This window comes from Nocardiopsis prasina DSM 43845 (genome assembly GCF_000341265.1).
In the GTDB taxonomy this organism is placed as follows: Bacteria; Actinomycetota; Actinomycetes; order Streptosporangiales; family Streptosporangiaceae; genus Nocardiopsis; species Nocardiopsis prasina.
In genome coordinates, this window is record NZ_ANAE01000098.1 from 21,384 (window position 1) to 42,810 (window position 21,427).

Consider the following 21,427-nt stretch of genomic DNA (forward strand, 5'->3'; position numbering starts at 1 on the left):
TCTGGACCACGATCCTGCCCGAGGCGACGGAAACGAGACATCCTGTGGACACACCACGACGGCTCCTGCTCGTGGGGACCTACACCCCCGACTCCGACCCGCCCGGCAAGGGGGAGGGCGTCCACCGTGTCTGGTTCGACCCCGAGACCGGAGAACTGACCCCGGACGGCGTCGCCGCCCGCACCACCGGACCCTCGTTCCTCGCCTTCCGGCCGGACCCTCCCACGGTGTACGCGGTCAACGAGCGGGCCGAAGGCTCACTCACCGCCTTCCGGGTGCACGGCGACGCCACACTCACCGAACTCGGCTCCGCGCCCACCGGCGGAGGCTCGCCCTGCCACGTCCGCTACCTGGGCCCCGAACGGGTGGCCGTGGCCAACTACGCCAACGGCGTGGTGACCATCCAGCCCACCGGTGTCGACGGCGCGCCCACCGAACCCCGCCGCGAACTCGCCCACCGCGGCCACGGGCCGGTCTCCGACCGCCAGGAGGGGCCGCACGCGCACAGCACCGCCGTGGTCCTCGACTCCCACGATCCCCGCCTGCGCTACCTGCTCGCCGCGGACCTCGGCACGGACGAACTGCGCGTGTACCACTACGCCACCCCGCTCAACGAGGAGAACCAGGGCCCGGCCCCCGCCATCGACGAGGGTCTCCTCGGCACCGTCCGCCTGCCCTCCGGAACGGGCCCCCGGCACATGGCCGTCAACGGCCGCCACGTCTACGTCACCGGCGAACTGGACTCCCGGGTGCACGTCGTGCGCTGGAACCCGCGCAACGGCACCGGAGAGCACCTGGGGTCCGTCCCCGCCGTCGGTGACCCCCTTCCCGACAACTTCCCGGCCGAGATCGCGCTCCACCGGCTCAAGGTCGAGGGCCGTGAGATCGCCGACGGTGACGCCCTGCCGATGACCACCACCTACGAGGGGCGCGTCTACGTGTCCAACCGCGGCGCGGACGCCGTCTCGACCTTCGCCGTCCGCGACGAGGGCGCCCGCCTGGAACACCTGGCCGACACCCCCGTGGGCGCCTGGCCCCGCCACTTCACCGTGGTCCGGGGCCACAACGGACAGCCCGACCACCTGGTCGTGGCCGCCCAGAACGGGGACTCCCTGATGTCGCTGCTCATCGATCCCGACACCGGAATCCCCACCGACACCGGCCACCGCCTGGACGTCCCGGTCCCCGTCTGCGTGCTGCCGGTGCCCATCAAGCGCATCCGACGCGCCGAGACCGCCCAGGCCTGACTCCGGAGAGGGATCGCGGGGAGAGCCAGGGGCCCGGACCACTCACTGTGACCGGGGTCCTAGGCGAACCCCTACAACACCCGCGCCGAGCTTCTGTGCGCCCCGCCCCCTGCCGGTCGACCCCGCATAACGGACAATGGACGGTGACCCGATCCCGACTCCTCCCCGAAGGTGACCACGCATGCCCACCACCGTGACGGCCCACGTCCGCTACCGGGGACTCACCGCGCGCGACCTCGCACTCGTCGCCGTGTTCGCCGCGCTGATCGCCGCGCTCAGCGTCACCGTCGCCATCCCCGTCGGGCCGGTGCCGATCACCCTCCAGACCCTGGGAATCATGCTCGCCCCCAGCCTCCTCGGGTGGAAGCGCGGCAGCCTGGCGATCACGGCCTTCCTGGCGCTCGGACTGGCGGGGCTCCCGCTCTTCGCGGGCGGACGCGGCGGGCTCTCCGTCCTGGCCGGGCCCTCGGCCGGGTTCATCGTGAGCTGGATCTTCGCCGCGCTCGTCATCGGCTTCCTCACCGACCGCATGGTGGCGCACGGGAAGTACGGCTTCCTGCGGGGTCTGCTCATCAACCTGCTGGGCGGGGTCGTCGTCATCTACGCGATCGGCGTCCCCTGGATGGCGGTGGTCCTCGGGGACGGCGTCCTCGCCGGGGCCCTGTCCATGGCGGTCTTCCTTCCGGGCGACATCGTCAAGGCCGTGGCGACCGCGGCGATCACCAGCGCCGTCTTCCGCGCCTACCCGATCCCCCCGGCGGGCCGCCCGGTCATCGACGAGCGGGTCTCCCCGGAGAACGACTGATGCTGCGCCTCGAAGGGGTCTCACACTCCTACGACGGCCGCGCGGTGCTGCGGGACGTCGACCTCGACCTGAGCGAGCACCGCATCGGCGTGATCGGGGCCAACGGATCGGGCAAGTCCACCCTGGCCCGCACCCTGAACGGCCTGGTGCTGCCGGACGCGGGCAGGGTCTCGCTGGGGGAGTGGGACACCCGGCGGCACGCCGGGCAGGTCCGGCGCAGGGTCGGCTTCGTCTTCTCCGACGCCGCCAACCAGATCATCATGCCGACCGTTGCCGAGGACGTGGAGATCGGACTGCGCTCCCTGAAGCTGGGCAGGGAGGAGACCGCCCGCCGCGTGGACGAGGCCCTGGAGCGGTACGGGCTCAGTGACCACCGCGACCACCCCGGGCACCTGCTCTCCGGAGGCCAGAAGCAGCTCCTCGCGCTGGCCTCGGTGCTGGTGACCGGGCCCGAGATCCTGGTCTGCGACGAACCCACCACCCTGCTCGACCTGCGCAACACCCGCATGGTGCACCGCACCCTGGCCGGGCTCGATCAAAGGGTCGTCCTGTTCACCCACGACCTCGACCTGCTCTCCGGCTTCGACCGGGTCCTGGTCATGGCCGGGGGCCGGGTGGCGTTCGACGGAGTCCCCGGGGACGCGGTGTCCTTCTACACCAAGCTCATGGACCAGGCGGACGGCGCCACGTGAGCGCGATCGGCCTGTACGTGCCCGGCACGGGCCCGCTGCACCGGGTGCCCGCCGGGCCCAAACTCCTGGGCCTGCTCGTGGCCGGCGCGGCGCTGCTGGTCGCCGCCGGCCCCTGGGTGTCCCTGGGGGCCCTCGCGGCGAGCCTCGTGGCGTACCCGCTCGTCGGCCTGCACCCGCGCCGGGCCCTGGGGGTCCTGCGGGCGCTGTGGCCGTTCCTCCTGGCCATCGGGGCGTTCCAGGTGTTGTTCGGCGCCTGGGAGGAGGGGCTCCGTCTCTGCTCCCAGCTCGCCGCCCTGGTGCTGCTGGCCAACGCCGTCACCCTCACGACCCGTGTGCGGGAGATGCTGGACCTCTTCGAACGCCTCGCCCGTCCGCTGCGCCACGTAGGGGTGAACCCCGACCGGGTCGCCCTGGTGCTCGCGCTGACCGTGCGGTCGATCCCGATGGTCGCCACCGCCTGGCGCGCCGCGCGGGAGGGGTACCGCGCACGCGGTCTGACCGGGCGGCCGCACCTGCTGGTGGTGCCGGTGATCGTCCAACTGCTCCGGATGGCCGACGCCACCGGTGAGGCGTTGGTGGCCCGGGGGATCGACGAGGACACCCGCGTGGGAACGGACTGACCCGCCGGTACCGATTCGGCATCGAACGGGTGATTCGCGCTGGTTGTCCGGGGACAATGGCCGCCAGACCCCCTCAACGGTGCAACCGGTGATCGTGTGCCCCGGCCTCCCTCCGCCGATCGACGAGTCCGGTCCGTCGCGACCGCCGTCCTCGTCGCCCTTCTGGTGGCCACCTCCCTGCCCGGTGCGCTCCCCGGGATCGACGCCGTGCCCCACGGAGACGCGCGGATCGCCCAACACGCCGCCCCGCCCCGGCAGTCGCCCACCGCCGCGCTGGGAGGCACGGCCCTTCCCCCGGACGAGCGGGCCGCCCTGACCGAACGCGTCGAGGCCCTCGACGCCCGGCACGCGGCCGGGTTCGGGATCGCGGTCCAGGACCTGCGAACCGGCACCACCTTCAGCCATCACGCGCACCAGCGGTTCCCCACCGCGAGCGTCGCCAAGCTGACCGTCATCACCATGCTCCTCATGAGCGCTGAGGAGGAGGGCCGCGCACTCACCGAGGACGAGCGCGATCGGGCCGAACGGATGATCAGGTACAGCGACAACTCGGTCACCGACGCCCTCTACTCCCGGCTCGGCTTCACCGACGGGTTCCGCCGTCACTCAAGGCGCCTCGGGTTCACCGGCACGGAACCCGACGCGGGTGGGAGCTGGGGCGCCACGACGACCACCGCCGCCGACCAGGTCCGCCTGCTGCGCGCCCTGTACAGCGACGAGGGGCCGCTCTCCGAGGACGACCGCGCTCACGTCCGCGGGCTCATGGAGTCGGTCGTCCCCGAACAGGCCTGGGGGGTCACCGCGGTCGCCGCCCCAGGGGACACCGTGGGGGTGAAGAACGGCTGGACTCCGAACGAGTCCGACGGCGGCGCGTGGATCATCAACAGCGTCGGATACGTCCGCGGCCCCGACCACGAGTACCTGGTCGCGGTCCTGTCCGAAGGACACCCCGGCTACGCCCCGGGCATCGAACTCGTCGAGGAACTGGTCACCGAGGTCACCGACGCCATCGAGGCCACGCCCGGCCCCCGCGACGACCTCCTCCTGGCCACCGGCCCGTCACTCGGGACGTGACGCGGCGGTCGGCGCCCGGTACCCCGGCCCTCCGACAAAGAACGCGGACCACGGTGCGTGGAGGGGGTCCGACCAGCGCGTTGTGTAAGGGTGAGTGGACAAGGGGTAACGAACCACGGGGCCACCACGGGGGAGACGGCGGAACATGGACAGCTACGGGGTGCAGCTCGGCTTGGTTCTGGCCCTGGTCCTGGTCAACGCCCTGTTCTCAGGCAGTGAGATCGCACTGATCACCCTGCGCGAGGGTCAGGTCAAGCACCTGGCGGCACGCGGAGCGGGCGGCAGGGCCGTGGCCCGCCTGGCCGGGGACCCCAACCGCTACCTCGCCACCATCCAGATCGGCATCACCCTCGCCGGGTTCCTCGCCTCCGCCACCGCCGCCGTGTCCCTGGCGCGTCCGCTCGTCGAACCCCTGGGCTTCCTCGGTGCCGCCGCGGCCCCGGTGTCGGTCGTCCTCGTCACGGTCGTCCTGACGTTCGTGACGCTCGTGCTGGGAGAGCTCGCGCCCAAACGCGTCGCGATGCAGCGCGCCGAGACCTGGGCCCTGGCCGTCTCCCGCCCCCTGGACCTGATGGCCACGCTGTCCCGTCCGGTCGTGTGGCTGCTGAGCGCGTCCACCGACCTGCTGGTGAGACTGACCGGCGGTGACCCCGCGGCCGCCAGGGAGGAGATCCCGGAGGAGGAACTGCGGGACATGCTCGCCTCCCAGCGCGGCATCACCCAGGAACAGCGCACCATCATCACGGGCGCGTTCGAGATCGACGACCGGAGGCTACGCCAGGTGGTCGTGCCGCGCGGGGAGGTGTTCACCGTCCCCGCAGGGACGCCGACCGACGACGCCCTGCGGATGCTCGCCGAGCACGGGCACTCCAGGGCGCCGGTGGTGGCCGAGGGCGACCTCGACGAGGTCCTCGGCGTGGTGCACTGGTCCGACCTCGTTCGAGGGGCGGGAAGCGTCCGTGAGGTCGCTCGGGAACCGATGCTGCTCCCGGACTCCCTAATGGTGTCCCTGGCCCTCGAACGGATGACCGAGGAACGCGCGCAGCTCGCCGTGGTGGTCAACGAGATGGGCTGGATCGAGGGGATCGTCAGCCTGGAGGACCTGCTGGAGGAGATCGTCGGGGAGATCTACGACGAGACCGACACCGACGTCCGCGTCGTCCGGCGGCACGAGGACGGGTCGATGACGCTGCCGGGGACCTACCCGGTGCACGACCTGTCCGACCTCGACCTGGACCTCCCGGACCCGCCGGAGGGCGACTACGTCACCGTGGCCGGGCTGATCCTCGCCGTGCTGGAACACATCCCCCAGAGGGCGGGGGAACGGGTGGACTTCGGCGGCTGGACGGCCGAGGTGGCGGAGACCAACGGCAGGACCATCACCGAGGTGCTCGTGCGCCCGAAGCCGGAGGAGCCGCCCTCCTAGCGCGCCGGCGCCGGGATCGGATGGCCGGTTCCGGCCACGTGAATCACGGAGGGCGGGCGCCCCGCCGCCAGGGGACGCCCGCCCTGTGGCCGGGGCCGGTCAGTCGAGGGGGCCACCCGCGACGTACAGGACCTGGCCGGACACGAACCCGGCGTCCTCGCCGGTGAAGAACGCGACGGCGTTGGCGATGTCCTCCGGGTAGCCGACCCGCTGGACCGGGATCTCGGCCGACTTGAAGGCCTTCATGTCGTCGTAGTCGATACCGATCCGCTCCGCGGTGGCGCGGGTCATCGCGGTCTCGACGAACCCGGGGGCGACCGCGTTGCAGGTGACACCGAACTTGCCCAGCTCGACGGCGAGGGTCTTGGTGAAGCCTTGGAGCCCCGCCTTGGCCGCCGAGTAGTTGGCCTGGCCCCGGTTACCCAGCGCGGAGGAACTGGACAGGTTGACGATCCGGCCCCACTTGGCGGCGGTCATGTGCGCCTGTGCGGCCCTGCTCATCAGGAACGATCCGCGCAGGTGCACGCCGAGGACCGTGTCCCAGTCGTCGGCGGACATCCTGAACAGCAGGTTGTCGCGGAGCACGCCCGCGTTGTTGACCAGGATCGCGGGCGGGCCGAGCCGTTCGGCGACGGTGTCGACCGCCGAGGCGACCTGGTCCTCGTCGGAAACGTCGCAGCCCACCGCGACGGCCGTGCCACCGGCGTCCGTGATCCGGTCCGCGACCTCCCGGGCGTCGGACTCCCTGAGGTCCAGCACCGCGACGGTTCGGCCCTCACGGGCCAGACGCTGGGCGGTCGCGGCCCCGATACCACGGGCCGCACCGGTAACGATCGCCACACGAGGCGTTGGGGACATGGTGTTACCTCCGTAATTCGTGTGCTGGGCGCTGGGGAATCCTATCCACATGCCTACCGGTCGGTACGTCCCCGGGTGGTGGTTGCGCCGCACTTGCGAAACACCTGGGTAGCGCTTCCGCGGCAGCTCCTCGATACCTCCCACCTGCGCACCGGCAATCCATTCGGGTTCGTGTCCGCGTTTGCCTGCACTTTGTCGGGGTGTGGCCTACGATTGCCTCCAACGCCGAGATGCACGTGCATTCGGGTCGTGCACCGGCACGGGCCTCCCCTTTCGTCGGCGGCCCGGCGCGAAGCGTCAGTGAGGAGTTGAAGGGCATGGAGTGTGCGGAGGTGGTGGCGAAGCCGGCCGGCGCCTGGTGGCTCAGGGTCCTGACCCATGGTTCGCGTCGTTGGAACACCCCGGTCTGCGGTGACCGGCACGACGCCGTCACGTGGACCTTCGAACCCCGTCCCCGGGCGGTGGCCGCCGCGCGCGAGATTTCCGCGGCCCTCCTCCTCGAATGGCGGATGGAGTACTTGTCAGGTGATGTGGCGGTGGTCGTTTCCGAATTGGTCACCAATGCGGTACGCCACGGGGGACCTCTGGCCTTGACCAGGCAGGGCGAAGCCGGTATTCAGCTGTCCCTGATGCGCAGCGGCGGTGAATTCATCTGCGCCGTTCGGGACGGCGGAGATCGCCTGCCCCACAGAAGGGAAGCGGAGCCGAGCATGGAGGGTGGCAGAGGGCTTGCCCTGGTGAGCGCTTTCGCGCGAGAGTGGGGAGTGATTCCCACGCCGCCCGGCGGAAAGTTCGTTTGGGCGCAATTCGTGTGAGTCGATGACACGGGCCCCCGGTTCTCGGGGGCCGACCGCTTGGTGGCCCCCGGAGGGTCTCCACCCAGCGATCCGACGTGTCGGAGGCGTAGACGGGACCGATCCGTGGGCGGCGCGGGACGCGGGCTATATCGTGTACGTGTAGTGTCCGGACCGCCCGGCAAAGGGGTTCGGTCCACCCGATACCCTTGTTCGGAGAATGACAGAGAGGCGGCGAAGGTGGATATCGCTCAATTGCGTCAGGGGAGTGGACCCACCGTGCGTCGCATGCTCCTCGGGCACCAGCTGAGGAAGCATCGGGAGCGCAGCGGCCTCACGCGTGAGGCGGCCGGTGAGAAGATTCGCGCCTCCGCCTCCAAGATCAGCTGCATGGAACTCGGCCGGGTCGGATTCAAGACCCGTGATATCGAGGACCTCCTGAAGTTGTACGGCGTCACGGACCGCAAGCTGCTCAAGCAATTCCGGGAACTGGCCGCCGAATCCAACAAGCCCGGTTGGTGGAAGGAGTACGGCGACGCCCTCCACAAGTGGTTCATCCGCTACGTGGGCTTCGAGGAGGCCGCCGACCAGATCCGGATCTACGAGTCCCAGTTCGTGCCCGGCCTGCTCCAGACCGAGGAGTACGCCCGCGAGATCATCTCCGGCGGCGTCGACACGGACATGGTGACCGAGCAGCGCATCCAGGCCAGACTCACCAGACAGAAGCACCTGGAAGCCGGGAAGAAGATGTGGATCATCCTCGACGAGGCGGCCGTGCGCCGTCCCATCGGGGGCAGGGAGCGCGGCCCGGCGATCATGGGCGGCCAGCTCCGTCACCTGATCCACCTCTGCGAGAACCACGAGAACGTCACCCTCCAGATCATCCCCTTCGAGGTGGGTGCGCACGCGGCGGAGGCCGGTTCCTTCACGCTGCTGCGCTACTCCGAGTTCGAACTCTCCGACATCGTCTACCTCGAACAGCTCACCGACGGCGAGGTCATCGACAAGCCCGCCACGGTGGAGGCCTACACCAAGGCCATGACGCGGCTCAGCGTCTCCGCCGCCACCCCCGACGAGACCCTCTCCTTCCTCAAGGACATGTTGAAGGACCTCGAAGGCAACTGACACCGGTACCGAGGCCGCCCCCCCGCCCGGCCGGTCCACACACGCGTGAAGGGCTCCGTCCGTTCGGACGGAGCCCTTCGGTGTTCGTGGAGCCCCTGCGGCCTGGGAGAGAGCAAGGGTGAGGCATACCAGGCCGTTGCTGACGCACCGCCCCGGGGTGCGCCGGTCAGGAGTCGGGGAACACGCCCTAGCCGAGCAGATTGTCGAAGTCGCCGTCCTTGGCGCCCAGGATGAGGCAGTCGATCTCCTCCTGGGTGTAGACCAGGGCCGGTCCGGTCGGGAAGCGCGAGTTGCGCATGGCGATCGAACCGTCGTTGAGGCGGGCCATCTCGACGCAGGCGCCCTGTGAGTTGCTGCGCTTGGCCTTCTGCCAGGAGGCCTCGGTCAGCTCGGTCGCGCGGATGCCGTTGTGTGCGGTCATGTTCGTCTAGCTCCTTGGTCTCTCTGAGGGGATGTGCGTACCGATGCACTGACAGATGCACGTGCATCAGCACTGACACTCTTCCGAGCATAGCGTGACCATCGCCACTTGTCCGGAGCTTTGTGAGGATGTAAGCGCCATGTAATCGGGATGCCTTTCGGTATCCGATCAAGCCCATTTCGATGCAGGTCAGGCCCTTTGTGACGATCGCGGAACCGTTATTGGAAAGGGCGCCCCGCATTGAATGTCCTGTGGTAGCAAAAGGCCCCGCCGGTATCCGACGGGGCCTCGTTGGGGGGTGCGCCCCCTCGACTCACTCGCAGGAGAGTGCGGCGGTCAACGCGTCCAGGTTGCCGAGCATGATCGACGGGTAGTCGTCGCCGGGCGACCGGTCGGTGACGCCCTCCAGCGGGTCGAGCACCTCCACCCGAGCGCCGGTCTCGGCGGCGATGGTGTCAGCGGTGGCGGCGGGCATCAGCGGTTCGGTGAAGATCGTCGTGATGTCGCGCTCCCTGACGACGTCCGTGATCGCGGCGATCTGGGCGGGGGAGGGCTCGGTCTCGGGGTCCACCCCACTGACCCCGATCTGCTCCAGGTCGTACTGTTCGGTCAGGTAGGTGAAGGCGGTGTGGCCGACCACCACCTCGCGGTGCTCGCAGGTGGCCAGGCCGTCCTCGTAGGCATCGCCGATGGTGGAGAGTTCGCCGACGACGCGCTCGGCCCCCTCCTGGTAGCGGTCGGCTCCCTCGGGGTCGATCTCGCCCATCCGCTGGGCCAGGGCCTCGGCGGACTCCTTCATGAGGTCCACGTCCAGCCAGAAGTGCGGGTCGAGGTCGCCGTGGTCGTGACCGTCGTCCTCGGCGTGCCCCCCGTCCTCCTCCTCGTGCCCATGGTCGTGATCGTGATCGTGGTCGTGTTCGTCCTCCGCGTGTTCGTCCTCCGCGTGGTCGTCTGCGCCAGCGGCCGGGCGGAGCTCGACGATGTCGGCCACGTCGAGAGCGGCCCCCTCGGCCTCCTGGTTGACCGCCTCGTCCACCGCGGGCTGGAGTCCCTGGACGTAGAAGGCGATGTCGGCCTCACTGACCTCGGCGATCTGTCGGCCGGTCAGCTCGAGGTCGTGCGGTTCGGTGCCCGGCTCCGTGAGCTGGACGACGGCGACGCCGTCGCCACCGATCTCCTGCGCCAGCCACTCCAGCGGATACACGCCGGTGACCACGGTCAGGTCCGCGTCGGCGGGGGAGACGCCGTCCTCGTCGGTCCCGCCTCCGCCGGTTCCGCACCCGGTGACGAACAGGAGTGTGGTGGCGCCGAGGGCGGCGGCGCGCGCGATGGGAGTTCTCATGGACCCATCATCGGGACAATGAAAACGGTTGTCAATTTGTCGGCCTTGTCGGGAAGCTCCCTGGCCTGCCACAACCCCGTTCAGGTGCTCTCCGCGAACCGCTCCACGTCGTCGGTGCGCCCGGCCACGACGATCACGTCACCCTTGTGGAGGACGGTCTCCTGGGTCGCGTAGGTGAAGGACGCCCCCACCCGCTTCACCGACACCACGGTGATCCCGAACTGCTGGCGTACCCGTGTCTCCCGCAGCGTCCTGCCCAGCAGCGACTTCGGCGCCCGGGTCTTGCCCAGCGCGAAGCCCGAGTCCAGGACCACGTAGTCCAGCATCCGGCCGGACAGCAGGTGCGCCACCCGCTCGCCCATGTCGTGCTCGGGCAGTACCACGTGGTCCGCGCCGACCTGCTCCAGGATGCGCCCGTGCCTGCGGTTGGTCGCCTTCGCCCAGATCGAGGGCACACCCATGTCCACCAGCAGGGACGTGGCCAGGATGCTCTCCTCCAGGTGGCTGCCGATCGCCACCACCGCCCGCGCGTACTGGGCCGCGCCGATCTGTCGCAGCGCCTCCTCGTCGGTGACGTCGGCGACCACCGTGTGGGTGAGCGCGTCGGCGTAGGTCTGCACCAGGCGGGGGTTGGAATCCAGGCCGAGCACCTCCCAGCCGCGGTTGACCAGTTCCAGCGCGAGCGAGCTCCCGAACCGGCCGAGGCCGATGACCAGCACGCGCTTGTCGTCTGGTCTGTCTCGGTGTGGCATGTTCTCTCTCCTCCGGGGAAGTACCGATGGGATCCCGTGCTCAACCGATGATGGGCCGGGCCTCGGCGAGTTCGTAGCGGCGGTGCCGGTCGCGGAAGGCCAGGGCCGTCACGAAGGTGACCGGCCCGATCCGTCCGGCCACCATCAGCACCGCCATCAGGTACTGGTTCCAGGGCGCGAGATCGGGGGTGATCCCGGTGGAGAGCCCCACCACGCCGAACGCCGACACCACCTCGAAGAGCACCTCCAGGAGGGAGTACCGGGTGGCGTACAGCATGACCAACGTGCTGGCCGCGACCACCGTCGCGGACAGGAAGACCAGGCTCAGGGCCTGGCGGATCACGTCGTAGGGAAGCTGACGACCGAAGACGTGCACGCGGTCGTGCGCGCGGACCTCGGCCAGCACCACCAGGAAGATGACCGCGAGGGTGGCGACCTTGATCCCGCCCGCCGTCCCGGCGCTGCCGTTGCCGACGAACATCAGCATGATGGTCAGCAGCAGGGTGGAGTCCTGCATCTCGCCGGTGGGCACGGAGTTCAGGCCGCCGCTGCGCGGCATCACCCCGGCGAAGACGCCGTCGGTGACCCTGGCCCACCAGTGCAGCTGCCCCAGGGTGTTGGGGTTGTTCCACTCCATCGTGGTGACCAGCAGCGCTCCCACCACGAAGAGCAGGCTGGTGGTGGCGACGGTGAGCTTGGTGTGCAGGGTCCAGCGGTGCGGCGTGCGCAGCTGGCGGCGCAGCTCCAGCAGCACGGGGAAGCCGATGCCGCCGAGGATCGAGGAGAGCGCGATGGGGAAGAGGACGAGCGCGTCTCCGGAGAACCGGACGAAGCTGTCGGGGTACAGGGACATCCCGGCGTTGTTGAACGACGAGACCGCGTGGAAGACGCCGGAGTAGACCGCCTGGCCGAGGGTGAGGTCGTAGCCCAGCCACATGCGGGGGGTGATCAGGAGGAAGGTGATCGCCTGGCAGACCAGGAAGATCATCAGGACCCGGCTCACCAGGCCGCGCACGTCCCCGACCCACAGGGTGCGCATCTCTGCCTGCACGTTGAGCTGCATCCGGAGCCCGAACCGGTGGATCACGGCGGTTCCCAGCAGCGAGGCCAGGGTCATGATGCCCATGCCGCCCGCCTGCATCAGCGCCAGAACCACGCCCTGGCCGAACCCGCTCAGGTCGTCACCGATCGAGACGACGCTGAGACCGCAGACCGCGAGCGCCGAGGTCGCAGTGAAGAAGGCCTGCTCGAAGGGGAGCCCGCGGCCGTCCGTCGTCGCCCACGGGGTGCTGAGGAGCAGGGCACCGACCAGATCCACCGTCACGAACATCAGCAGGAAGACCCGCGCGGGCTTGAGCCAGGCGCGGGGCTCCCGACTGACGTGCCGTTCGGTGGCCGGGTTCCGGTTCCGTACCGCTCCCCGCAGCGAGAACACGCCGCGTGCGAACCATCGCAGCGCCCTGGGGCGACGGCGTGCGGGCGGTCGGTTCACCGTTGACGTGCCTGGTGGTCAGGGCTCCGTGACACGGGCTCTCCTCGCTCGGGGACCCGAACAATTCTGCCAAAGCCACGCGGTCCGGGCACGCCGCCCCACCGCGAGGAGTGGGAACCCCTCAGGGGTGCCGGGCGCCCTCGTGGTCGGCGTGGCCCGGCGGCTCCAGTTGGAGGGTGGAGTGTTCGACGTCGAAGTGCCCGGTCAGACACTCGTGCAGTTCGTCGAGCATCCTTCCGGAGTCCCTCAGGTCGTCCTCGGAGACCACCACGTGCGCGGACATCACGGGGACACCCGAGGTGATGGTCCAGGCGTGCAGGTCGTGCACGTCGATGACGGCCGGGTGACCCATGAGGTGCGCGCGGACCTCGCTCAGGTCCATGCCCTTGGGCGTGGCCTCCAGCAGGATGTGCACGGCCTCCTTCAGCAGCGCCCACGCGCGCGGCACGATGATCGCGGCGATGCCCAGGGAGACCAGGGTGTCCGCCTGCTGCCAGCCGGTGAGCCACACGATCAGGCCGCCCACGATCACGCCGACCGAGGCCAGAGCGTCGCTCATGACCTCCAGGTAGGCGCCCTTGACATTGAGGCTCTCCTTGGCGCCCGAGCGCAGGACGAACAGCGCCACGATGTTCATGACCAGGCCGAAGGCGGCGACGACCACCATGCCGGGCCCGGACACCTCGGCGGGTTCGCTGAGTCGCTTGACCGCCTCCATCACGATGAACGCGCACAGGGCGAACAGCACGATCGCGTTGACGGCGGCGGCGAGGATCTCGGCCCGTTGGAAACCGAAGGTGCGCTTGCTGGTCGCGGGGCGCGCGGCGATCCACACGGCGGCCAGCGCGAGGGCGATCCCGAAGGAGTCGGTGACGGTGTGTCCGGCGTCCGCGAGCAGGGCGAGGCTGCCGCTGAACACGGCGCCGGTGACCTGAACGACGGCGACGACGAGCATCAATCCCAGGACCAGCGCCAACCTCCTGCTGTTGGCGGCCCCGGCGGTGATCGGGCCGTGGTCGTGTCCCGCGCCCATGGGTTCCCTCCTCGGTTCGGTGCGAGCGGTGGCGGCGTCGCCACGGTCGCTGCGGTCTGCTGCGGTGGGCCCGCGTGATCGGTGGGCCCGGGTGTCCCCGGCCAACAGTTCAGCCTTCACTGTTTATACAGCGATGACTGTCTATACAGCAAACGATGTACAATGATTTTCATGTTGACCTCCGAGCAGCGCCTCTCCGCGATCCAGCGTCTTGGCCGCGCCCTGTCCGACCCCACGCGGTGCCGCCTCCTCCTGGCCCTGCTGGAGGGGGCTGACTATCCGGCCGGACTCGCCGACCGGCTCGGCCTCACCCGGCAGAACGTCTCCAACCACCTCGCCTGCCTGCGCGACTGCGGACTCGTCCGGACGCAGGCGCGCGGACGCCAGGTCAGCTACGAACTCGTCGACGCGTCCCTGGCCCACGCGCTGGAGGACCTCCTCGGTGTCGTCTGGGGCACCACGCAGCCCCACGTGACCCTGGACTCCCAGGGGGAACCAGGGGAACAGGCGCCGGTCGTCTGAGTCACCGCGCCGCGCCGTCGCTCGTCCCCGGTTCGCCGGGCGGGCGCGGCACACTCCGGCGAGTTTCGGGGGGCCGGAAAGGTCCATGTGATGTCCGTTACAGGAACCCGTGCGTTCTGAGCGCACGAACACACACTTCGGGAGGGGTGACCCCCGTCCTTTTCGCAGGCGTCCCTAACTTTGGTCGGACGGGACCCTGACAGAAGGCTGACATGTCCCTGAGAGATCCCTGAACTCCCTTGTTCCGCTCAACTTCCGATATAACGCGACGTATGGTGAGTGGTGCGCCCGGCGGATGCGCAGCCCCTCGCGGGCCCCGTACCAGGCGGACGAACACCCCGCATCCCCCACACCCACGTCCTCGCGGATCGGCACCGAGACCGCACCGGTGAGCGCGCGCTCGACAACGAACGCCGCACACCCGGGTCCGGCCGTCCCACACACGGCGAGCTAGGAGCGAGCACCTCTCATGTCCAGACAGGCCCCAACGGCCCTCCGCGCGGAACAACCCCCGACTCGGGGCTCCGCCCACCCGGCGGAAGGGACGAACGCGTGAACCGGCTTTCGGTCATGTCGCTCGGCAACCGGGCGCTGGTCCTCCTCATCACCTTGGCCGTTCTGCTCTTCGGCGTCCTCGCGGCGATGTCGTCCAAGCGTGAGCTCTTCCCCGAGATGTCCCTGCCGATGGTGATGGTCTCCGCCCAGTACCAGGGCGCCACACCGCAGGTGGTCGAGGGACAGGTCACCGAGCCCCTCGAACAGGCCCTCCAGGGAGTGGAGGGGGTCGACACCATCACCTCGACCTCCACCACCGGGTCCGCGCAGATCATGGCGGAGTTCGACTACGACCGCGATCAGGACGCCCTGGTCCGCGAGACCCAGGTCGCCGTCGACCAGATCTCCGGTCTGCTCCCCGACGACGCCTCCACCTCCGTCATGGCCCTGAGCATGGACATGATGCCGGTGATGATGCTCGCCGCCAGCTCCGAGAACGGCGACGAGCAGTCGATGGCCGCGTCCATCGAGAACGTGCTCATCCCGGAACTGGAGTCGGTCCCGGGCGTGCGCTCGGCCAACCTGTCCGGCGTCCCCGACCAGCGCGTCGAGGTCACCCCGGACGAGGACGAGCTCTCCGACGCCGGGATCAGCACCCAGGACCTGGCCGACGCCCTGGAGTCCAGCGGCCTGCTCATAGCGGGCGGCAGCATCGACGAGGACGGCCGCAGCCTGAGCGTCACCACCGGTGACCAGCTCACCAGCCTCGACGACATCGAGGACGTGTGGGTGCAGCCCTCCCAGGGCGCGGACCCGTCCGCGGCCATGCCGGGCGCGCCTCCGGCCCCGGCGCCCTCTCCCGTGCAACTCTCCGAGGTCGCCGACGTCGAGATGGTGACCGAGGACGCCTCCTCCATCGCCCGCCTGGACGGCAACCCCAGCGTCGCGCTCATGGTCATGGCGACGCCGGACGGCAACACCGTCGAGATCTCCGACGGCGTCCAGGACGTCCTCGACCAGCAGTCCGACCTGCTCGGCGACGACATCGACCTGGCCGTCGTCTTCGACCAGGCTCCGTTCATCAACGACTCGATCACGGACATGTTCGAGGCCGGTGCCTACGGCCTGGCCGCCTCGGTCATCGTGATCCTGGTCTTCATGCTGTCCATCCGCTCCACCCTGGTGGTGGCGGTGTCCATCCCGGTGTCGGTCCTGGCGGCCTTCGTCGGCATGCAGGTGTTCGGGTTCACCCTGAACATGCTCACCCTGGCCGCGATCACCATCGCGATCGGCCGGGTGGTGGACGACTCCATCGTGGTGCTGGAGAACATCCGCAGACACATGGACTACGGCAAGGAGCGGATGACCGCCGTCAAGGACGGTGTCCGCGAGGTCGCCACCGCCGTGGCCTCCTCGTCCTTCGCCACCATCGCCGTGTTCCTCCCGCTGGCCTTCGTCGGCGGCATGGTCGGCGAGCTCTTCATGCCGTTCGCGGTCACCAGCAGCCTGGCCCTGGCCGGCTCCCTGCTCGTCGCCCTGACCATCACCCCGGTCCTGTGCTACTGGTTCCTGCGGCCCGCCGAGGTCGGGGACGCCAGCCGCGAGGAGATCGAGCGAGCCGCGCACCAGCGCGAGATGCGCACCCCGCTCCAGCGGGCCTACCTGCCGATCATCCGGTGGATCACCACCAAGCGCAGGGTCGCCACGGTGGTCACGCTCGCCGCCTCGGTGGCGATCTTCGGCGGCACCGTCGTGATGGCCGCCAACTCCGAGACGGACTGGCTGGGCGAGGCCGAGGAGAACACCTACACGGTCATCCAGGAGCTCGAACCGGGCATGTCCCTGGAGGCCGCCGACGCCGAGGCCGTCAAGGTCGAGCAAGCCCTGGCCGGAATGGCCTGGATCGAGACCTACCAGGTCAACATCGGCGGCAACCCGATGATGGGCGGGGGCGGCGACCAGATCGACTACACGATCACCGCCGACCCCGACACCGACCAGCTCCGCAACCGCGACGTCCTGCGGGACACCTTCGACGACCTCGACACCGAGTACCCGCCGCGCATGGACTCCACGGGCGGCATGGGCGGCTCGGGCATCGAGGTCCGTGTGACCGCCGAAGACCAGGACACCCTGGTCGAGGCGGCCGGGATGATCGAGGACGAACTCCGCGGCATCGACGGCGCGGACGACGTCACCAGCGGCATCTCCCAGTCGCAGCCCGCGCTGGAGGTGCACGTCGACGGTGAGGAGGCCGCCGAGTACGGCCTCAACGAGAGCGTGGTCGGCCAGACCGTCTCCGCCGCCTTCAACGGCCGCGACGTCGGTGACGCCACCATCGAGCACATCCGCCGCGACGTCGTCGTCCTGGTCCAGGACGCGCCGGGCACCGTGGCCGAGCTCGAGGAGCTGCCGATCACCACGCCCACCGGCGAGGAGATCGAACTCGGCGACGTCGCCGAGGTCACCGAGGTCGAGCAGCCGCCGGAGCTGACCCGCATCGACGGTGTCACCAGCACCACGGTGTCGGCCAACCCCACGGCCTCCGACCTCGGCGCGGTCAGCGTCGAGATCACCCAGGCGCTGGACGGGATCGACCTGCCCTCGGGTGCCACCGCCAGCCTCGGCGGTGTCAGCCAGGACCAGACCGAGGGCTTCGCGCAGCTGGGTCTGGCACTGCTCGCCGCGGTCATCATCTGCTACCTGATCATGGTCGCGACGTTCAAGAGCCTGATGCAGCCGCTCATGCTGCTCGTCTCGGTCCCGTTCGCCGCCACCGGTTCTCTGGGCCTGCTGATGCTGACCGGCACGCCGATCGGCGCCGCCGCCCTGATCGGCATGCTGATGCTCATCGGCATCGTGATCACCAACGCCATCGTGCTGATGGACCTGATCAACCAGAACCGGAAGAAGGGGATGGGCCTCAGCGAGGCCATCGTCGAGGGCTCGCGACACCGCCTGCGCCCCATCCTGATGACCGCGGTCGGCACCATCGCCGCGCTCGTCCCGATGGCCACGGGGCTGGCGGGCGGCGGAGCCTTCGTCTCCGCCCCGGTCGCCCTCGTGGTGATCGGTGGTCTGGTCACCTCGACCCTGCTCACCCTGATCCTGGTCCCGGTCCTCTACCAGCTGGTGGAGGTGCGCCGCCAGCGGCGCGAGGCCAGGTCGGCCGAGCGTCAGGAGCGGCGCCGCGCCAAGCGGCGTGCCCGGGCGGAGGCCAGGGAATCGAGCGACGGCACCACGGCCGACGGTGAGGCCGGTGACGTCCCGCGGGACCAGGACACCGCCACCGGAGGAACCAGCGGGAGCTAGCTCCACCGGTACGGCACCCACAGGAGGGTGCCCCGCACGGGGGTCGTGCGGGGCACCCTCCTCGCGTTCGGCGGCACCGGACCGGGCCCGTGAGCGTGGGGAACGCGGGGCCCCGAGACCGCCGGAGGACCGCAAAGCCCTGTGGATCAAGGGATCCAGGGCCCTTCCTCTGTGTCACCGGTATGTCGATTTGTGCTATCCGCCCAGTCCAGGCAGGCTTCCCCCCATGGATGATTCGAAGAAGAGCCTGGATGACCTCGTTCGCGACGAGCTCGGAGACGAGCCCTCCCAGGAGGCCAAGGACTACGCGCGCGAACTGTACGAGCGCTACCGGCTGCCCGCCACGGACACCGGTGTGACCACCGAGGCCCCCAAGGGGACCGTACCGACCACGGCTGACGACTAGGACAGCACACGCCCCCGGCACGGCGACGCACGGACCTGGCGGCCGGGAACGCCCAGCTCCGGAACCGCACCGGCCCCTCAGCCGGACCGATCGGACTCCTGGTCGTCGCCGTCCCACACCAGTTCGAACCACACCTGACGGCCCCGGCCGTCGTGGCGTGGTTCGGTCCCCCACTTACTGGCGAGCGCCTCCACCAGATCCAGACCCCGGCCGTGTTCGGCCGTGTCGTAGGGATCGCGGTGCTGGGGCGTGGGCGCCTCCGTCGTGCTGCCCAGGTCACGGACCTCCACCCGGGCCCACCCGGGCGCGTGCCGCACGCACACCTCGAACTTCCCTGTGGCGCGGCCCGAGTCGCTGTGGGTGATGGCGTTGGTGGCGAGCTCGCTGGTCAACAGCGTCGCCGTGGTGACCTCCGGTGAGACCGCCAGCTGCCGCGCGACGAACCTGCGCGCGTAGGCGATCTGGCTGGCCAGACCGGGGAAGCGCCGACGCACGGGACGGCCCTCTGCGGTGGATCGGGACGGGGTACTGCTGGACTCTTTCATGGGACTGGCCGGGCGTTGGGGACGGTGGAGAGGGGCCGACGCCGTCGGGAGCGGGTGCGCGGGCACTGGTCGAGGGGCTGCGGTCTCACACAAGTGGGTTCACTCCCCGAGGATGTGTGTTCGCGGGCAGGGCCGGACTGGCGCCTGGCCCTGGACGCGTCCATGCCCGGAACGGGTCACGGCGCGGGATGCAGACACGGGGCGAAGCCCCCGGGAGCAGGGAGGGACACGGCTCGGTGCCGCTGGGGACGCGGCACGAGGGCGGCGGCATGCGATGGCGGAGAAGCCGCGGGGCTTCACACGGGACGGTGGCGAGGCCGAAGGGCCGGCCGTGGAGGGTGGTCATGTGTGGTGGGGGGTGTGCCCTACGACACTGAAGGGCCTAATCGCGCTCAGCATACGCTCCGTGCCTCCTTGACGACCCAGCCGACCTGGTCCGGACAGGGTAACCCCCTCTGAACTGCCCAAAGAGGGTTCCGGTCGGGTGGGTGGGCCCGGTGGGGGTCGGATATCGGCGGGGATACGCGCCGCTGCGGCGGTTCAAGGTCGAATAACGATTTGGTGAAGACCTCCCGAAATTTGCCGCTTGCCTCGGCCTTGCGCGTGGCGCGGATCACCCGAGAGGGTAGGAGGCATGGCTTCGCCCACCCCCGACCCCCTGCCTGTCGGCCTCGGCGTCGAGATCGACCGCGCCGTCCGACTCACGGACGAGGGCCACGTCCTCGTCGGCGGTTCACCGCCCGGAGCCCTGCGCCTGCCGCCCGAGGGCGTCAGCGCGGTCATCCGCTGGCTCAGCGGAGCCATGCCCGCCCACCAAGGTGAACGCCGGATCGCACGTGCGCTGGTGGACGCCGGGTTGGCCCACCCACGGCCCGCGTCGGCGGCCCCTGTTCCCGGTGTGCAGGTCGCCGTGGTCGGGGCCGAACGCCACCTCGAACTGGAGGCCACCCTGGACGGGCTCAGGCAAGAGCACCCGGACCTGAGGCCGGTGGTGGTCGGCGCCACCTCTCTGGGCGCCCAGGTGGCCCGCGCCCGGGGCCTGCACGTGGTGCCCGGACCCCTGGACGGCGCCGAGGCCCGGGCGGTCGCGCTCAGGGTCTGCGACGCCCCGGTGGTCGCCCTGGTGAACGCCGGGACCCGGCCCGCGCCCGGCTGGCTGGTCACCGCCCTCGGTCACTTCGCCGACCCGGGTGTCGCGGCGGTGGTGCCCAGGGTCCTCGCCGAACGGGTGCGGAGCGGCCCCCGGGGGATGTTCGTCGCCTCCCTCAGTGCCCTGCACGCCGACAGGGGACCCGACCCCGCGCCGATCCTGCCCTGGGGGCCCGGCCCCGGCCGACCCGCGCCCACCCACGGCCCGGCCGCGTCGCCGGAACCGGTGCCCGCCCTGTTCGTGCGGCGGGGCCTGGCCGAACCGGACCCCTCCCTCGGCGCGACGGCCGACCTGGACCTGCTGTGGCGACTGGCCGAGCGGGGATGGACGGTCCGGTACGAGCCCCGGTCGCGGGTGCGCACGGCGCCGCTCACGGACCTGCGCTCCCATCTGCTCTCCCGGTTCGAGGCCGGGGCTGCGGCCGGGCCGCTGACGCGCAGGCACGGGCGGGGTGCGGCCGGTCCCGAGCTGCCGCTGTCCGGCGTGGTCGGCCTGGGCCTGGCCCTGTCCGGCCGTCCGCTGGCCGGCCTGGCGGTGTGCGCGCTCGGGGGAGCCGCGACCGCACGCGAACTGGTACGGGAGGCCGGGGTCCCGGCCAGGGACACGGTGCGGCCGGTGACCATGGACCTGGCGCACACGGTGCGCACCGGAGCACGGTTCGCGCGGACGGCCCACTGGCCGCTCGTCGCGGCGGTGGCCGTCAGCGGCGCGGTGGTCTGGGCCCGCGAACGCCCGCGCCGTGCGGACCTGTCCCCGGGCATCCGGCGTTCGCCCCGTTACGGCAGGGGAGCGCGGCGGCCGGGGAAGCGGGCGCTGATCGCCGCCGCGGTGCTGACCGTTCCTCACCTGGTGTCCTGGCGGCGCCGCCACGGTGTGGCCCCGGTGGGGCCACTGGCATGGACGGGTCTGTCCGTCGCCGGTGACGCGGCGCGCTCGCTGGGCACCTGGTGGGGTGCGGTGCGGTCCGGTTCTCCGGCCCCGCTGGTACCGCGTGTCCGTCCTCCGGTGTTGGCCACGTCGCTCGAATCCGTGCAGGTGGCAGAGGGTGCTGAGGGTGCCGTTCGTAAGACCGCGTCAGGGACGGTGCTTAGTCGGTGTTAACGCGTGTCACCCACGGTGACGAATTCGGGGGCCGCGGGGAGGAACGGAGATCGCCGGACATCGCCACTTTTGTGACTGAGGGTAATATGCCCGCGTGCTGGTTCGGTCCTGGTCGACGCGCGGAGGGGGATCGTTTCCGGCATGTTGCGAACGTCGACCGATCGGGTGGCGAAACGTCTTCGGGAGCGGTTTTCTGTAAACGTCGTTTACGTGAT

General features: G+C 70.3%; 19 protein-coding genes. 12 read left to right on the forward strand and 7 right to left on the reverse strand.

What is annotated here, in order from left to right:
* Positions 1 to 44 precede the first annotated feature (44 nt).
* From D452_RS0108405 to D452_RS0108430, 6 genes are all read left to right on the forward strand, one after another.
* Positions 45 to 1,247, forward strand: coding sequence for a lactonase family protein (locus D452_RS0108405; RefSeq protein ID WP_017543713.1), 1,203 nt, complete (start codon positions 45 to 47; stop codon positions 1,245 to 1,247).
* Between the two features lie 181 nt (positions 1,248 to 1,428).
* A complete protein-coding gene (locus tag D452_RS0108410; protein WP_017543714.1) occupies positions 1,429 to 2,052 on the forward strand; it encodes a biotin transporter BioY in 624 nt (207 codons plus the stop codon).
* Positions 2,052 to 2,744 carry an energy-coupling factor ABC transporter ATP-binding protein gene (locus D452_RS0108415; RefSeq protein ID WP_017543715.1) on the forward strand — a complete coding sequence of 231 codons (693 nt, stop codon included), beginning with the start codon at positions 2,052 to 2,054 and terminating at the stop codon, positions 2,742 to 2,744. The genes D452_RS0108410 and D452_RS0108415 overlap by 1 nt, the downstream gene beginning before the upstream one ends.
* Positions 2,741 to 3,364 (forward strand): energy-coupling factor transporter transmembrane component T family protein, encoded by a 624-nt coding sequence (locus D452_RS0108420; protein WP_017543716.1) that lies wholly within the window; start codon positions 2,741 to 2,743, stop codon positions 3,362 to 3,364. The genes D452_RS0108415 and D452_RS0108420 overlap by 4 nt, the downstream gene beginning before the upstream one ends.
* A 96-nt stretch (positions 3,365 to 3,460) precedes the next feature.
* Complete coding sequence (locus D452_RS0108425; RefSeq protein WP_017543717.1) at positions 3,461 to 4,438, forward strand: serine hydrolase; 978 nt, start codon at positions 3,461 to 3,463, stop codon at positions 4,436 to 4,438.
* 145 nt (positions 4,439 to 4,583) lie between these two features.
* Complete coding sequence (locus D452_RS0108430; RefSeq protein WP_017543718.1) at positions 4,584 to 5,864, forward strand: hemolysin family protein; 1,281 nt, start codon at positions 4,584 to 4,586, stop codon at positions 5,862 to 5,864.
* Positions 5,865 to 5,963: 99 nt separating this feature from the next.
* Here D452_RS0108430 and fabG read toward each other — a convergent pair whose 3' ends face one another.
* Positions 5,964 to 6,722 (reverse strand): 3-oxoacyl-ACP reductase FabG, encoded by a 759-nt coding sequence (gene fabG / locus D452_RS0108435; protein ID WP_026129090.1) that lies wholly within the window; start codon positions 6,720 to 6,722, stop codon positions 5,964 to 5,966.
* A gap of 317 nt (positions 6,723 to 7,039) precedes the next feature.
* Here fabG and D452_RS0108440 point away from each other — a divergent pair, with 317 nt between their 5' ends.
* Together D452_RS0108440 and D452_RS0108445 are read left to right on the forward strand one after the other, a co-directional pair.
* Positions 7,040 to 7,537: an ATP-binding protein gene (locus D452_RS0108440; protein WP_017543720.1), complete on the forward strand. Its 498-nt coding sequence runs from the start codon at positions 7,040 to 7,042 to the stop codon at positions 7,535 to 7,537.
* Positions 7,538 to 7,804: 267 nt separating this feature from the next.
* Positions 7,805 to 8,641, forward strand: coding sequence for a helix-turn-helix domain-containing protein (locus tag D452_RS0108445; protein WP_017543721.1), 837 nt, complete (start codon positions 7,805 to 7,807; stop codon positions 8,639 to 8,641).
* Positions 8,642 to 8,828: 187 nt separating this feature from the next.
* Here D452_RS0108445 and D452_RS0108450 read toward each other — a convergent pair whose 3' ends face one another.
* From D452_RS0108450 to D452_RS0108470, 5 genes are all read right to left on the reverse strand, one after another.
* A complete protein-coding gene (locus D452_RS0108450) occupies positions 8,829 to 9,062 on the reverse strand; it encodes a DUF397 domain-containing protein (protein ID WP_017543722.1) in 234 nt (77 codons plus the stop codon).
* Between the two features lie 313 nt (positions 9,063 to 9,375).
* A complete protein-coding gene (locus D452_RS0108455) occupies positions 9,376 to 10,404 on the reverse strand; it encodes a metal ABC transporter substrate-binding protein (RefSeq protein WP_017543723.1) in 1,029 nt (342 codons plus the stop codon).
* An 80-nt stretch (positions 10,405 to 10,484) separates the two neighbouring features.
* Entirely contained in the window at positions 10,485 to 11,156 is a 672-nt protein-coding gene (locus D452_RS0108460) for a potassium channel family protein (protein WP_026129091.1), read from the reverse strand.
* Positions 11,157 to 11,196: 40 nt separating this feature from the next.
* The gene (locus D452_RS0108465) at positions 11,197 to 12,486 is read right to left on the reverse strand and encodes a TrkH family potassium uptake protein (protein ID WP_040693393.1); all 1,290 of its coding nucleotides are present in this window, start codon (positions 12,484 to 12,486) and stop codon (positions 11,197 to 11,199) included.
* A gap of 283 nt (positions 12,487 to 12,769) precedes the next feature.
* Positions 12,770 to 13,681 (reverse strand): cation diffusion facilitator family transporter, encoded by a 912-nt coding sequence (locus tag D452_RS0108470; protein WP_017543726.1) that lies wholly within the window; start codon positions 13,679 to 13,681, stop codon positions 12,770 to 12,772.
* Between the two features lie 171 nt (positions 13,682 to 13,852).
* On the opposite strand from D452_RS0108470, the gene cmtR reads away from it, so the two are divergent.
* The 3 genes from cmtR (at position 13,853) to D452_RS0108485 (ending at position 18,416) form a co-directional block, all read left to right on the forward strand.
* The gene (gene cmtR, locus D452_RS0108475) at positions 13,853 to 14,203 is read left to right on the forward strand and encodes a Cd(II)/Pb(II)-sensing metalloregulatory transcriptional regulator CmtR (RefSeq protein ID WP_017543727.1); all 351 of its coding nucleotides are present in this window, start codon (positions 13,853 to 13,855) and stop codon (positions 14,201 to 14,203) included.
* Between the two features lie 570 nt (positions 14,204 to 14,773).
* A complete protein-coding gene (locus D452_RS0108480) occupies positions 14,774 to 18,010 on the forward strand; it encodes an efflux RND transporter permease subunit (protein WP_017543728.1) in 3,237 nt (1,078 codons plus the stop codon).
* A gap of 226 nt (positions 18,011 to 18,236) precedes the next feature.
* The gene (locus D452_RS0108485; protein ID WP_017543729.1) at positions 18,237 to 18,416 is read left to right on the forward strand and encodes a hypothetical protein; all 180 of its coding nucleotides are present in this window, start codon (positions 18,237 to 18,239) and stop codon (positions 18,414 to 18,416) included.
* A 77-nt stretch (positions 18,417 to 18,493) separates the two neighbouring features.
* Here the strand turns inward: D452_RS0108485 and D452_RS0108490 are convergent, their stop codons facing one another.
* Positions 18,494 to 18,961 carry an ATP-binding protein gene (locus tag D452_RS0108490; RefSeq protein WP_193374220.1) on the reverse strand — a complete coding sequence of 156 codons (468 nt, stop codon included), beginning with the start codon at positions 18,959 to 18,961 and terminating at the stop codon, positions 18,494 to 18,496.
* 634 nt (positions 18,962 to 19,595) lie between these two features.
* Between D452_RS0108490 and D452_RS0108495 the strand changes: the two genes are divergently transcribed.
* Complete coding sequence (locus D452_RS0108495) at positions 19,596 to 21,212, forward strand: hypothetical protein (RefSeq protein WP_017543731.1); 1,617 nt, start codon at positions 19,596 to 19,598, stop codon at positions 21,210 to 21,212.
* Positions 21,213 to 21,427 lie beyond the last annotated feature (215 nt).